The 14,485-nt window shown below is 57.2% G+C and carries 13 protein-coding genes; 11 read left to right on the forward strand and 2 right to left on the reverse strand.

The features are described from left to right. Nucleotides 1-21: 21 nt before the first annotated feature. Genes KF784_13945 through rocD form a run of 8 tightly spaced genes read left to right on the forward strand, consistent with a single transcriptional unit; the run spans nt 22 to nt 6,980 of the window. Nucleotides 22-2,274 (forward strand): DUF4040 domain-containing protein, encoded by a 2,253-nt coding sequence (locus KF784_13945; GenBank protein ID MBX3120162.1) that lies wholly within the window; start codon nt 22-24, stop codon nt 2,272-2,274. 32 nt (nt 2,275-2,306) lie between these two features. Further along, the gene (locus tag KF784_13950; protein MBX3120163.1) at nt 2,307-2,675 is read left to right on the forward strand and encodes a Na+/H+ antiporter subunit B; all 369 of its coding nucleotides are present in this window, start codon (nt 2,307-2,309) and stop codon (nt 2,673-2,675) included. Then, on the forward strand, nt 2,672-3,019 hold the full coding sequence (locus KF784_13955) for a Na+/H+ antiporter subunit C (protein ID MBX3120164.1): 348 nt from the start codon (nt 2,672-2,674) through the stop codon (nt 3,017-3,019). Before KF784_13950 ends, KF784_13955 begins: the two co-directional genes overlap by 4 nt. A gap of 1 nt (nt 3,020) precedes the next feature. Next, a complete protein-coding gene (locus KF784_13960) occupies nt 3,021-4,511 on the forward strand; it encodes a hypothetical protein (GenBank protein MBX3120165.1) in 1,491 nt (496 codons plus the stop codon). After that, entirely contained in the window at nt 4,508-4,987 is a 480-nt protein-coding gene (locus KF784_13965; protein ID MBX3120166.1) for a Na+/H+ antiporter subunit E, read from the forward strand. The genes KF784_13960 and KF784_13965 overlap by 4 nt, the downstream gene beginning before the upstream one ends. Before the next feature lie 2 nt (nt 4,988-4,989). Further along, nucleotides 4,990-5,256, forward strand: a complete 267-nt coding sequence (locus tag KF784_13970; protein ID MBX3120167.1) for a hypothetical protein — start codon at nt 4,990-4,992, stop codon at nt 5,254-5,256. Further along, the gene (gene mnhG, locus KF784_13975; protein ID MBX3120168.1) at nt 5,256-5,693 is read left to right on the forward strand and encodes a monovalent cation/H(+) antiporter subunit G; all 438 of its coding nucleotides are present in this window, start codon (nt 5,256-5,258) and stop codon (nt 5,691-5,693) included. Before KF784_13970 ends, mnhG begins: the two co-directional genes overlap by 1 nt. Nucleotides 5,694-5,753: 60 nt before the next feature. Continuing rightward, nucleotides 5,754-6,980: an ornithine--oxo-acid transaminase gene (gene rocD, locus KF784_13980; GenBank protein MBX3120169.1), complete on the forward strand. Its 1,227-nt coding sequence runs from the start codon at nt 5,754-5,756 to the stop codon at nt 6,978-6,980. A 25-nt stretch (nt 6,981-7,005) separates the two neighbouring features. On the opposite strand, the gene KF784_13985 is transcribed toward rocD, so the two are convergent. Next, complete coding sequence (locus KF784_13985; GenBank protein ID MBX3120170.1) at nt 7,006-7,161, reverse strand: hypothetical protein; 156 nt, start codon at nt 7,159-7,161, stop codon at nt 7,006-7,008. A 17-nt stretch (nt 7,162-7,178) separates the two neighbouring features. Between KF784_13985 and uvrA the strand changes: the two genes are divergently transcribed. Beyond that, nucleotides 7,179-9,308, forward strand: coding sequence for an excinuclease ABC subunit UvrA (gene uvrA / locus KF784_13990; GenBank protein MBX3120171.1), 2,130 nt, complete (start codon nt 7,179-7,181; stop codon nt 9,306-9,308). 132 nt (nt 9,309-9,440) lie between these two features. Here the strand turns inward: uvrA and KF784_13995 are convergent, their stop codons facing one another. Then, complete coding sequence (locus tag KF784_13995) at nt 9,441-11,744, reverse strand: PAS domain S-box protein (protein ID MBX3120172.1); 2,304 nt, start codon at nt 11,742-11,744, stop codon at nt 9,441-9,443. 163 nt (nt 11,745-11,907) lie between these two features. Here KF784_13995 and KF784_14000 point away from each other — a divergent pair, with 163 nt between their 5' ends. Then, nucleotides 11,908-12,936, forward strand: coding sequence for a hypothetical protein (locus KF784_14000; protein MBX3120173.1), 1,029 nt, complete (start codon nt 11,908-11,910; stop codon nt 12,934-12,936). A 62-nt stretch (nt 12,937-12,998) separates the two neighbouring features. After that, nucleotides 12,999-14,396 carry an FHA domain-containing protein gene (locus KF784_14005; protein ID MBX3120174.1) on the forward strand — a complete coding sequence of 466 codons (1,398 nt, stop codon included), beginning with the start codon at nt 12,999-13,001 and terminating at the stop codon, nt 14,394-14,396. The last annotated feature ends 89 nt before the right edge of the window (nt 14,397-14,485 follow it).

Consider the following 14,485-nt stretch of genomic DNA (forward strand, 5'->3'; position numbering starts at 1 on the left):
AGTCTGTAGTAAGCGATTGATATGAGCCTTCTGAGCGCACTGTTAGCCATCACTTTTCTAGGAGCGGGGTTCGTTCCTTTGCTCTATCGCTGTGTGCCAAAGCTGGCTGCCTGGCTATCCCCAATCCCGGCGCTTTTCGTCTTCGTTGCCTTCTGCGCCCAATTCAAAACCAAACCCGCGGGAACCTTCCTCATGGAGTCCAATTCATGGGTCCCCGAGATTGGACTGAGCTGGAGCCTTGGCCTCGATAGTTTTCGTCTTCTCTTCGCTCTCCTCATCACAGGCATAGGTTTCCTCGTCCTTCTCTACGGGGGGCATTACTGCTCCGGTCGCGCATACGGGCCAAGGATGCTGACCTTCCTGTACTTGTTCATGGGCTCCATGCTAGGGCTCGTGCTAAGCCAAAACCTCCTGCTTGTCGTCATCTTTTGGGAGCTGACAAGTCTAACCTCTTTCTTCCTGATCGGCTTAAGATTTGAAGACTTCTACGCCGTCAAGTCAGCTCAGCGAGCCCTGCTCACGACCGGTTTTGGTGGTCTGTTCCTCCTCGCCGGAATGATCGGCCTTGGACAGAGTTTTGGAACCTACGAGTTCCCCCAAATCATGGCGATGGGCCACGCAAACCCCATCCCTGGCTGGGCGATTGTCTCGATCCTGATAGGATGTCTCACCAAGTCGGCTCAGTTTCCATTCCACGCCTGGCTTCCAGGCGCAATGGTCGCTCCCACTCCAGTCAGCGCCTACTTACACTCGGCAACTATGGTCAAGGCCGGTGTCTTCCTGCTCGCCGTCCTCAGTCCTATTTTGGGCAACACGTTTTACTGGAGCCCGATCTTGATCGGCGCTGGCACGGCAACGGTATTCATCTCCACGGGTGCGCTGCTCAAGCACGACTTCAAGCAAGCGATGGCCTTCTCCACGGTCGGCGTTCTCGGCCTGATGGTCATGCTCATCGGCATCGGCACACCGCAGGCAATGTACGCCCTTTCAGCGCTCATCGTTACCCACGCGCTCTACAAGGCCACGCTCTTTCTCAGCTCCGGCACGATTGACCGCCAAATGCGAACTCGAGACATGACTTCGCTCGCCGAAACTGGCGTCGCTTTGCCGTGGACTAGGTTTGCCGTTGGCGTAGCGTGTCTCTCAATGGGGGGCGTTCCTCTTTTCCTTGGCTTTGCCACCAAGGAATATATCTACAAGACCTGGCTATCCTCGCCGGTCGCATGGTGGTCCGCCATAGGCTTCCTCTCATCGGGGGTTCTCACCGCCGCAATCGCTTGGCGAACGTTCTCATCCGTAGTTCTTCCCAAGTCCACGCAACGCGCCGAACTCAAGCCAGAGATTCGCCCGATGCAGTTGCCGATCCTCGTGCTTGCGATCGCCGGGCTCGTCGCCGGAATTGCGGTGCCGCTAGTCGTCCGCATCCTTCCTGCCGCAACCGATGCAGCGGTGCCCGAGCTGAAGTGGTGGTATGGCTTCGACGTTGTCTTGGCGATTAGCCTTAGCTCGATCGCCGTGGGCGCTGTGGTTGCAAAGCTTATCAAACCTCATGTGTCAACTCAGGAGGACCGTGAGTTTCTGGACAGCGTCTTCTTCGGCATTCATCGTGTGTCGAGAAACATGGTGCGCGTGCTGCAAACCGGCCACCTCCGACGTTACATCCAGCTCACGCTGATCTCGGTTCTGGTGCTCGTCGGCATCGGTATCTGGCGGGTCGGGGGATTGCGATTTAATGCCGGTGATGTCGAGATACAGGCGCACGAACTGATCGTCACTTTGGCAATCGTCGCCGGAGCTATCGGAGCGGTCGTCGCCTCCAACCGCCTGCGAGCCATCGTCTCCCTTGGTGTCGTTGGGTTCGGAATCGCCGCCGTCTATATCATGTTCGGCGCACCTGACCTTGCCATGACCCAGATCTTCGTTGAGATTCTCACGGTCATTCTCTTCGTCTTAATCTTCTATCACATGCCCAAGTTCAGCCGACTGAGCAGCCTGCTCGGGCGGCGCTTCGATGCCGTCCTCGCTTGCGGAGTGGGGGCGATGATGACCGTTCTCACGATAGTCGCTGCCAACCAAGAGCACAAGGAAAGCATCGCCAACTGGCACGCCGAAAACGCGCTCGTCCAAGGCCAGGGCCGCAACGTCGTGAACGTCATGCTGGTCGACTTCCGAGGTTTGGATACGATGGGCGAGATCACCGTTCTTGGCATCGCTGCAATCGGTGTCTACGCCATCCTCAAGCTCAAACCCCGAAAGAAGGAGGAGTCGTCATAGGATCGATCATCTTCCGAACGGGGACGCGCTTCATGCTTCCCATCCTCCTGATGTTCTCGCTGTTCCTGTTATGGCGTGGACACAACGCCCCGGGCGGGGGGTTCTCAGGTGGTCTCGTTGCCGCAGCTGCGCTCACACTTCACCTGTTGGCGTTTGGCATCCCCGCGACCAAAAAGCTGCTGCGCGTCTCGCCGCGAACGATGATCGCATCCGGGCTGCTCATCGCCGCGCTCAGCGGGGTAGCCCCTATGTTTGTGGGCAAGCCGTTCATGACCGGTCTTTGGGTCGATGTAAACGGCACGCACTTGGGCACACCCATGCTTTTTGATCTTGGAGTTTATGTGTTGGTGATCGGGATGGCGCTAAAGATCATCGTGACGATTTCGGAGGAAGACAGATGACGATAGTACTTGCGGTTGTAGTGGGAATTCTGTTTGCGTGTGGACTCTATCTGATGATGCGCCGCACGCTTGTCAAACTCTTGCTAGGCCTTGCCCTGATAGGCAATGCCGCCAATCTGATGATCTTCGTTTCGGCTGGCCTTACCCGAGGCGCACCACCTCTCATCGGCGCGGGTGAGACCGCTCCTCCCAAAACGTACGCCGATCCACTTGCCCAAGCGCTCATCCTCACCGCGATCGTGATCGGATTCGGGGTGCTCGCCTTCACCCTCGCGCTTGTAAGACGTACTTACCAGGTCACCAAGACCGACGACTTGAACGAACTGACAACAACGGATAGATAACTTGCTGATACTGCCAATCCTCATACCGCTGTTCGCTGCGATATCGCTCTTCTTCTTAGTGCGATCACGCAAGATGCAGCGCGTCACGAGCATATTGGCTTCGTTGGCTCATTTCGGAGTGGCGGTCAGCCTCCTCGTCCAAGTATCGCAGGCTGGAGCAATCAGTCTGCGCTTGGGAAGTTGGCCCGCGCCTTACGGCATTGCATTTACGCTCGACCGCATGGGCGCAATGATGCTCGCGGTCGGCTCCTTCGTCGCCCTCGCCGTGATCACTTTTGCGATGGGGAGTCTGGATGGACGCCGCGAAAAATTCGGCTACTACGCGCTCTCGCAAATCCTGCTGATGGGAGTATCCGGCTCCTTCATCACCGCCGATATCTTCAATCTCTTCGTATGGTTTGAAGTCACTCTTATCGCCTCCTTTGTCCTGATGTCGCTGGGTGGAGAGCGCGCCCAGGTGGAAGGGGGTTACAAGTACGTTGCCCTCAACCTCATCTCCTCATCGATATTCTTGGTTGCGGTCGGACTTCTGTACGCGTCGGTCGGAACACTCAACTTTGCCGATCTGCCAGGCCGGATCGCCGCCCTCCCCGACAAGAGCTTTGTCACCGTTCTCGGGATGCTGTTCATCGTCACGTTTGGCATCAAGTCAGCCCTTTTCCCCCTTTTCTTCTGGCTGCCAGCCTCCTACCACACTCCCCCGGGAGTGGTCTCTGCGCTCTTTGCCGGACTGCTCACCAAGGTCGGCATCTTCGCCATGTTTCGCTCGTTCACGATGGTCTTTGTGACCGATCCCGGCCTATATCAATCGGTCATCCTTGTCCTTGCCGTATTGACCATGGTCTTCGGCGCGTTGGGAGCCATCGCCCAAAAAGACCTGCGCAGGTTGCTCGCCTTCATCCTCGTCAGCCACGTCGGCTACATGACGCTTGGCCTTGCCGTGATGTCGCCACACAGTCTCGGCAGCGCTCTCTATTACATGGTCCACCACATGGTTTGCATGTGCTTGCTGTTCCTTTGCGCTGGCATCGTCAAGCACCTCACCCGCAACAAGACCATGCACGAACTCGGTGGCCTCGCCGCCGTTCGCCCATACCTTGCTATCCTCTTTGTATTGGGCGGATTTGCGATTTCAGGTTTGCCACCATTTTCCGGGTTCTATCCAAAGGTCGGCCTTTTCCAAGCGATCTTTGCCAGTGAAGCCCCCCACGTTGCTTGGGCCGTCCTCGCGTCGTCAGCCCTCACCATCCTCGCCATCTTAAAGGCCTGGAACGAGGTGTTCTGGGGACCGCGACCCAAAGATCTGGAACTCGTCGAACTCTCCCCCAAACGTGCGATGGCGATGTATCTGCCAACCACAGTTCTGGCGATTGCCGTCATGGGGTCTGGAATCTTCGCTCGCCCGATTGCGGCTTGGTCGCACGCCGCCGCCGACCAACTGCTCAACCCCATCGAATACAAGCGGGCGACGCTCGGAGGCGTTGAAGAATGATCATCTGGAGCTTGATCTTAGGTGGACTCTGGGTTTGCCTGAACGGCAGCTTCACGCTGGGAAGCTGGCTAATGGGCTCTCTCGTCGGCTGGGCCGTTCTGCGGATGAGTTTCCCAAAAGGGATGGAGCCAGAATCGCGGCAGCTCATCTACTTGTCAAAGCTTCCCGCATTCATCCTGTTCTTCCTAAGGGAGCTTGTCTTGGCAAACCTCGTCATGGCCGCCGACCTGCTCTCCAACTCCCGCCGACTCCGACCCGGTGTCATCGCCATCCCGTTGGATGTCAAAACCGACGCCCAGATCGAGCTGCTTGCCACGCTGATCACGCTCACCCCAGGCACACTCAGCCTCGATGTTGCCTCCGACCGGAGCAAGCTCTACGTCCACGCGATGTTCCTCCCCGAGCAGGATATCGACAGGATGCGTCAATTGATTAAGGAGGGCTTTGAGTCGCGAATTCTCGCGCTCTTCCGCTAACCATGACTGCCCTGCAAATCACCGTTCAGATCGTTCTCTTTCTCCTCAGCGTAGGCATGCTGGGGGCATTCTTCCGTCTACGCAGAGGCCCCAGTCTCCCCGACAGAGTAGTCGCCCTCGACTTGATCGGAGTGCTCATCGTCACCATCATCGCTTCGCTGTCGATTTGGCTCGATCTGCGTGTGCTCGTCGACATCCTCCTGGCGATGGCGCTCGTTTCGTTCCTGGGCACTGTTGCCCTTGCCAAGTACATCGAGAGGGGGTCCTAATGATTCGGGAAGCTGTAACTGTAGGGCTAGTTTGCATAGGAGCGTTCTTTGCGCTGCTCGCCGTTGTCGGTGTGCTAAAGCACCCCGATCTCTTCACACGAATGCAGGCCACAACCAAAGCCTCGACGCTCGGGATCGGCTGCCTGATGATGGCTTCAGCTGTGTATTTTTGGGATCTTGGCGTTGCGGTGAAGTGCCTTCTTGTCGTCGTTTTCTTCTTTATCACCCAGCCCATCGCCGCCCACATGCTCGCCCGAGCCGCCTACATCTCCGATGTTCCCCTCGCCGACAGCACCGCCGTCGATGAGCTAAAGGGGCATTATGACCCTGTCACCCACGAGCTACTTTCAGAGCAGTATTTTGAACCTACCGCACCGTCCGATGAGCCCAAACTAGACAGCGAGGACGATACCGACGACAAGGCCGAGGGGTGGTAAAGCGTAACTTTCCGCTTCACAATAAGAGGCAGAAGGAAAGCTATGAAGAACATTCACGACATGGTCAAGGCCCTCAGCGATGAGCAGGCCATCGAAATGACCGAAAAATACGGCGCGCACAACTACCATCCCCTCCACGTCAACATCGTCCGAGCCAAGGGCATTTACGCATTCGATGGAGCAGGGAGGGAGTACGTTGACTGTATCGGGTCGTACTCAGCCGTCGCCAACGGACACCTCAGCGACTACATCATCGAAACGATTCGCGAGCAGCTCGACATCCTCACCCTTACCAGTCGCGCTGTCTACACATCCGAACTCGCCCTATTCCTCAAAGAGATTTGCGACTTCACCGGAATGGACATGGCGTGCCCCATGAACACCGGCGCCGAAGCCGTAGAAACCGCCATCAAGATGGCGCGAAAGTGGGCCTACACGGTCAAAGGTGTGCCCGACAATCAAGCCGAGATCATCGTAGCTCAAGACAACTTCCACGGCAGAACGACCACCATCGTTGGCTTCAGCACCGAAGAGCAATACAAGCAGAATTTCGGCCCCTTCACCCCCGGCTTCACCATCGTACCGTTTGGGGATATCACGGCTCTCGAATCGAAGATCAGCCCAAACACGGCTGCCATTCTGATGGAGCCAATCCAAGCCGAAGGCGGCATCCTTTTCCCACCCCCCGGCTACATGGAGCAGGTTCGCAAGCTTTGCGACAAGCATAACGTTCTGCTGATCTGGGATGAGATTCAGACCGGGTTCTGCCGAACCGGAAAGAACTTTGCCTGGGAGCACGAAGCGGCAAAACCTGACCTCATGTGTCTCGGGAAAGCCCTTGGCGGCGGCGTGATGCCGGTGTCGGCGGTTGTCGGTTCCAAGGAAGCCATCGGCGTGTTTGTGCCGGGCGACCACGGCTCGACGTTCGGCGGCAATCCGCTCGCTTGTGTAGTAGGCATCGCCGCAATTGAAGAGATGAAGGAAAAGAAGCTCTCCGAAAACTCAGCTCGCCTCGGCAAGAAGCTCGTCGACGCGCTAAAAGCGCTGCCGCATCCGTTCATCGACGATGTGCGTGGGCGGGGGCTCTTGGTTGGGCTTGAAGTGTCGGAAGAAGTCGATACGAAGAAGCTTGCCGCAGCCTTTATCGAGAATGGAATCCTCACCAAAGAGACCCGATCCCGAACCTTCCGCTTTGCGCCTCCATTGACGATTACGGAAACCGAACTCGATATAGTGATCGAAAAGACGCGAAAGGCATTGGATGCGGTTGTGCCCGCAAAGGTCTAAAAAGCTATCAGCTATCGGCAATCAGCTATCCGTGCCCGATAGCTGATCGCTGATAGCCGATTTCTGATCGCTGATAGCTGACCGCCGATTGCTGATAGCTGATAGCCGATCGCTGATTTCTGATAGCCGATTTCTGATCGCCGATCGCTCCGAAGTAAGCCCTCGTCACTCGTCTACCCATTTGGGTAGACTCTTCCCATGTCGCACGACAAGATCGTCGTCCTGGGAGCGCGGGAGAATAACCTCAAAAACATCAACGTGGAGATCCCCCGCGACAAGCTGGTGGTCATCACTGGCCTCAGCGGCAGCGGAAAATCCAGCCTCGCTTTCGACACGATCTACGCCGAGGGACAAAGACGTTATGTCGAATCCCTCAGCGCCTACGCTCGCCAATTCTTGGGGCAGATGGACAAGCCGGATGTCGACCACATCGAGGGCCTTTCCCCCGCCATCTCCATCGACCAAAAGAGCACCAGTCGCAACCCCCGCTCAACGGTCGGCACGGTCACCGAAATTTACGACTACCTCCGCATCCTCTACGCCCGTGCCGGTGTGCCCCACTGTATCAACGGTCACGGCCCCATCGAACGGCAGTCGCTCGACCAAATCGTCGACGCCGTACTCGAACTCCCCGAAGGCACCAAGCTCCAGATCATGGCCCCGATCATTCGAGGCCGCAAGGGCGAATACAAGAGCGTCATCCAAGACATCGCCAAGCAGGGCTACGTCCGCGTGCGCGTCGATGGGCAGATGTACGAAGTCACCGACGACATCCCGATGGAGCGATATAAGCAGCACACCATTGAGGTGGTCGTCGACCGCATCGTGCTCAAAGAGGGCATCGACCGACGCCTGACCGACTCGGTCGAAGCCGCCCTCAAGCTGGCAAAGGGAATGGTAACGATCTCCCACACAGCTTCAAGCGATCAGCCATCAAAAATCGGTGATCAAGGTTCCGAAATCCGAAATCCAAAATCCAAAATCCAAAAGCCCAAAACTCCATCCTCAACCCATGGCCCCTCCCCCTTGAGGGGGGAGGTCAGTGAACGTAGTGAACTGGGTGGGGGTGATAACTCCCCCGACTCACGACTCACGACTCACGAAATCTGGATCGACAAAGACTTCTCCGAATCCTACGCCTGCAACGAGTGCGGATTCAGCATGTCCGAGCTGGAGCCCCGCATGTTCTCCTTCAACTCCCCCTACGGAGCCTGCCCCGAATGCACCGGCCTCGGCACCAAAACCGAATTCGACCCCAACCTCGTCATCCCCGACATGTCCAAGCCGCTCCGCGATGGTGCCATCGTGCCGTTTGTGTACAAGAGCGGTGAAGTGAAGGAATGGTGGCCCGACGTTCTCGACGGCGTCGGCGAGGCGCTCGGCTTCGACGCAAGCGAGCCCGTCAGCACCCGAACCGCCGAAGAGATGGAAGCTGTCTGGCACGGACTGGATAAGCCCGTCACCGTCCTCATGCGCTACTCCCGCACCGAGCGCAAGTTCCAAAGCAAGTGGGACGGCGTCTTGAACACGCTCAAAAAGAAGTACGAGCAGACCGAAAGCGAATGGGTGCGCAAAGACTTGGAGCAGTACATGTCCACCAAGCCCTGCCCAACCTGCCAAGGCCGCCGCCTGAAGCCGGAAACGCTCAACGTCAAGCTGGACAACAAAGATATCTCTGAAATCACGACGATGTCGGTGGAAGTCGCTCACGACTTCTTTGACAAGCTCCCCAAAAAGCTGAGCAAGCGGCAGATGGCCATCGGCGACCGCGCGATCAAAGAGATCATCGAGCGGCTGCGGTTCCTCGTTGATGTCGGCGTTGGCTACCTCACGCTCGACCGTTCTGCCCGGACCCTCGCCGGTGGAGAAGCCCAGCGCATCCGACTCGCGACCCAGATCGGAAGCGGCCTGATGGGGTGTCTTTACATCCTTGACGAGCCGTCCATCGGCCTGCACCAGCGCGACAACCGCAAGCTCATCGACACCCTCATCCGCCTACGCGATATGGGCAACACCGTGATCGTCGTCGAGCACGACGAAGAGACGATGATGGCGGCGGACTGGCTGATCGACCTCGGCCCCGGCGCGGGCGAGCACGGCGGCGAGATCATCAACGAAGGCCCAACGAAAGAGTTCTTAAAGAAGAATGTCGGCACTGCCCGATGGCTAAATGGCAAACTCCAAATCGCCACTCCAAAAGAGCGCCGCCAACCCAAAACCCCCAATCCCCTGCTCCCGATCAAGAACACCAACGGCAAGCCGGAAAAGAAAGTTGCGGAGTCCAAAGCTAGCTTTGGAAAGCCGAAGAAAGCGAAGACGAAAGCCTAGCTCCTAGTTTAGTTCAATGCCCCAACCCTCCTAAAGGGTTGAGGCAAAGATCCGAAACCCCCTCCTCGTTAACGTCGAAGACTTAATGAGGAGGGGCAGGGAGTGGAGCAGGATACGGGTGGAAACAGCCCCTCAGCTCGCCTCCCGAACATCCCCCTCAAACGTAAAGTAGAACGTTGCCCCCTCGTTGATTTTCGCCTCTCCCCAAATCTTACCGCCGTGCTTGCTCAGAATGCGCTGCACATTCGCCAAGCCAATTCCGTTACCCGGAAACTCTTCTTCCGAATGCAGCCGTTCAAACGGCTCAAACAGCTTGCTCGCATATTTCATATCGAACCCCGCGCCGTTATCCTTCACATAATAACTGTCTCCATCCTTGCCAAACACGATGTGCGGACGCACGCCCGGACGCCGATACTTATACGCATTGTCAAAAAGATTCTGGATGACGATCTGCAATAGTCCAGGGTCGCCCACAACCTCCAGATTCGGTTCGATCTCGAAGTCGGCTTCGTTGCCCAGACTCTGCGATATCTGGGCTGCAATATCGGAAAGGTCGACCCTTGCAGGTCTGACAATGGCCCGACCAAGCCGCGCATAGCCAAGAAGATCGTCCATCACCTTGCCCATCTTGGCAGCCGCACGGGCTAAGGCTTCCAGCCGTTCGGTGCCCTCGCCGTTCAGCTTGTGGGCATAGTCCTCAATCAAGATTCTCGCATTGAAGTTGATGCCGCGCAAGGGTTGGCGCAAGTCGTGGGCAATCGAATGGCAGAATCCCTCCAGTTCGTCCACCAACTCCTGAAGCTGCTGAGTGCGTTCGACGACGCGGCGCTCCAGGTCGGCGTTGAGGCTTTGAATCTCCTCTTCGTGCCGCTTGCGCAGGGTGATATCGCGCAGGATGCCCGTAAAGATCGTGCCTTCTTCGGTGTGGGTTTCACTGACAGCCAGCTCCAGCGGAAACTCGGTGCCGTCCTTCTTCAGGCCCATCACCTCACGTCCGATTCCGATGATCTTCCTGACGCCCGTCGTGTGATAGTTTTCGAGATACGTGTCATGCTCGGAATGGTAAGGCTCAGGCATCAGCATCCTGACGTTCTTTCCAACCAACTCCTCGGGCGAATAACCGAAGATGGACTCTACAGCTGGGTTGGCGGTAATGATTGTGCCTTCAGGATCGATGGTGAGAATGCCATCCACGGCCGTGTCGACCACGGCCTTCAGCAGACCTTTCTCCTTTTGCAGAGCCTCCTCCTGCGCCTTGCGTTCGGAGACGTCGCGAATGATGCCTGTAAAGATACGCCCGTCTTCTGTGTGCGTTTCGTTGACGGCAAGCTCCAGAGGAAACTCTGTCCCATCCTTCCGCCGACCCTTCACCTCACGGCCGATGCCGATAATCTTCCTCTCTCCGGTCGTCAGATAGTTCTTCAGATAGCCGTCGTGTTCGCCGTGATACGGCTCGGGCATCAGCAGCTTTACGTTCTGCCCGATCAGTTCTTCTGGCGAATAGCCGAAGATGCGCACGACCGCCGGGTTCACTTTGATGATCTTTCCCGCTTCGTCAATGGTAAGGATGCCATCCACCGTCGCATCCACCACCGCCTTCAAAAGCCCGCGCTCCTTGCGGATCGCCTGCTCGGCAGCTTTGCGGCCGGAAATGTCCCTGATCACGCCGGTAAAGATGCGCCCTTCTTCGGTGTAGGTCTCGCTGACGGCAATCTCAACTTCAAACTCCTCGCCGCTCTTCTTGCGCCCGATCACCTCACGCCCAATGCCGATGATCTTCTTCTCGCCGGTCCGCATATAGTTGCGCAGATAGATGTCGTGGTCTTGCCGGAACGGCGAGCCCATCAGCACGCGAACGTTCTGACCGATCAGCTCTTCAGGCTTGTATCCAAAGATGCCCTCGATCGACTGGTTGACGGTGATGATCTCGCCTTTTTCATTGATCGTCACGATCACGTCAATCGCCGTGTTGACCACTGCCATCAGCAAGGCATGCTCGCGTCGGATGGCCTCCGCCGCCGACTTTTGGGCGGAGATGTCGTGCATGATCCCCGTGAAAACCCGCCCCCCTTCCGTCATGGATTCGCTGACAGACAGCTCGATCGGAACCTCGCGTCCATCCTTGTGAAGCCCCCGAACCTCGCGTCCGATCCCGATGATCTTACGCTTGCCCGTGCGTTTGTAGTTCTGGAGATATTCGTCGTGCTCCTCGTGGTAGGGCGAGGGCATGAGCATATTCACGTTCTTGCCGATGATCTCGGCGGCGGAATAACCCAAAATCCGTTCGACGGCCGGGTTGGCGGTGATGATTGTTCCCGCTTCGTCGATGGTGATGATGCCGTCAAGAGCCGCCTCAACGACAGCGCGGAGTAGCTCACTCTCATTCGCTCTTTTTGGATTATCGTTGTGGTCGCCTTTCTTATCCGACGGCATCGAATGCCTCCCCAGGCTATCGGTCTGCTATCCAAACCGCTATACTGTATTCTATTCCATTCCGGCAAGTCCTGAGGTAAAAGGGCAAGCAAAGCTGCATTTTCATAGAGTCCTATCGTTAGATTCACACCTTCAAACTTCGATAAGATATACTAACGTCCACATGTCTTCCGGCTGGATCGTCCTGCGCAATGCCCGTGGCAATAACCTCAAAGGGGTGGATATCGCCATCCCGAAGGGACTGTTCACATGCGTCACCGGAGTCTCCGGCTCTGGCAAATCCACCCTCATCCAAGACACCTTCTTCCCCCGACTGATGTTCGAGGTCTACGGTACGCGTACGGTCTGGGAACCCCACGACAGCATCGAAGGGATCGAGGGAATCGACAAGGTCATCGACATCGACCAGTCCCCGATTGGACGCACACCGCGCTCAAACCCCGCCACCTACACCGGCACCTTCGACATGATCCGCGAGTTGTTTGCCATGACCCCCGACGCCAAGATGCGCGGCTACAAAAACGGGCGGTTCAGCTTCAACGTGAAAGGTGGGCGCTGTGAGGCCTGCAAGGGCGACGGCATCATCAAAATCGAGATGCACTTCCTGCCCGATGTTTACGTCCCTTGCGAAATCTGCAAAGGCAAGCGCTACAACCGCGAAACGCTGGAGGTCAAGTACAAGAACAAGTCGATCTCGGACGTGCTTGGCATGACCGTTGAGGAAGCCTGCGAATTCTTCTCTGCCATCCCCAAAATCCACCGCAAGATGAAAACTCTACTCGACGTGGGATTGGGCTACATCAAGCTCGGACAGCCCGCCACAACGCTTTCTGGCGGTGAGGCCCAGCGTGTCAAGCTGGCAGAAGAGCTTTCCAAACGCTCGACCGGGGCCACCATTTACATCCTCGATGAGCCCACCACCGGACTCCATTTCGAAGACGTCGAGCGGCTGCTCGGTGTCCTGCACCGCTTAGTGGATCAAGGCAACACCGTCATCGTCATCGAGCACAACCTCGACGTGATCAAGACCGCCGACTGGCTAATCGACATGGGCCCCGAAGGTGGGGTCGGCGGCGGCGAGGTCATCGGCACGGGAACACCCGAGGAGATCGCCAACATTACCAACTCTCACACCGGAAGGTATCTGAAAGAGCTGTTTCGCCGGCCCGCGCAGGCATTGGCGAAAAGATGAAGCCCTTCACGCACCTTTGCCGTTCTGTATGATAAGCCCGGAAATGTCGGGGCGAGCGGGCTATGCGAAGGATTCTTCTCTTTACAGGTGCGGGGGCAATCGCCGGTCTGCTCGCCTCCGCCATCAGCACGCCTTTTTACACTTCCCGGGTTAGCCCCTCTCTGCAAGAAATCATGCAGAGCCAATTGATCGACGCTCGAAAGCTCGTCACCTTCGGCACCACTTACGGGCTCGTTCGCGATATCGCCTTCGGAGCGCTCGTGGCCGCCGTGATCGCTTTCTTACTGGCCTCCCGAGAGCCCGCCGAACGACGGCTCGCTCGCGCGGGTATCGCCGCCCTCGTAGGTGCCGTCCTCTATACGGCCATCGACATGGGCATCGAGAAGTTGTTTCTGAGCATCGTCCACGCCCGCCACGGCTCCTACACCGCGCCGATACACTCCGTCAGCCTGCTCCAAATGGCCTTCGAGCCGATGTGGGGTTTCTTGCTTCCCGCGTCGCTCGCCTTATCCGTGCTCATCGCCCACGCTTTCAAGCGGTACTATCGCGGACTTGCCTTGTGGGCGAGCCTAATTGGGGGCTTTGCCGGAATGGGTGCCCGTACTGTTGTAAGTTTGCTATTTGGCGCTTTCTTCATCGGAAAACTCCTGTCCTCAAAAGGCACGCCCGATATGGATTTGACCCCCGGCGTCTGGGCAGAGATGACCGCCCTGATGGTTGCCAACGGAGCAGGGGTTGGGCTGGGATTCGCCTTTGCGATCATGATTCACAAAGCCGCATGGCTGAAGTCGATCAAAGGCCTAACCGAGGGCCGAACCTGGTCGCTCCAACGGCCCCTTGTCAGGATCGGTTGCCACGAGGCAAACGAAGTGTTCTTGCCCCCGGACGGCACCCTAGGAGAAATCCACGCCCAAGTCCAGTCGCAAGATGAAGCCCACTTCATCGTCGATGTCGTTGGCGATACAACCCTGAATGGACAGCATATGCAATCGGCGTGGCTCAAAGATGGCGACCGCATCGGTGTAGGCTCCACGACCTTGGTTTATCGAACCAGGCTGGACTCTCAAAACCACCCTTCCCAAACCCCGAACATCGAACTGCCAAAAACCGCTCCTGCCCCAAACTACACGCCCAACTCGCCAGCAGCCGCTAGCCAGCAGGGAATTCCCACCTCCCAGACCGCACCCCTAAGACTCGTTAGCGATGCGGGCCACGAATTCCCGCTCCGCGATGGCACGCAAACGGTCGGCAGAGATCCAAGCTGCGACATCGCCCTCACGTGGGAACCGTCGGTCTCCCGTCGACACGCCGAGATCACGGTGAGCGGTGGGCAAATCACAGTTGTCGACATCGGCTCAACGAACGGAACATACGTCAACGGTGTCCCGATAACCGTCCCCACTCAAGTCTTGCCCGGGGCACAGATTTCGTTCGGAAAATGCCAGATGAACCTACGGTAAGACCGGAAACTACTTGAGCATCAACCCTCCATCCCCCAATCTCAGAATCCCAAATCCCAAATCCAAAATCTAAAATCCAAACGCCTTAC

Source organism: Fimbriimonadaceae bacterium (assembly GCA_019638775.1).
Classification (GTDB): domain Bacteria; phylum Armatimonadota; class Fimbriimonadia; order Fimbriimonadales; family Fimbriimonadaceae; genus JAHBTD01.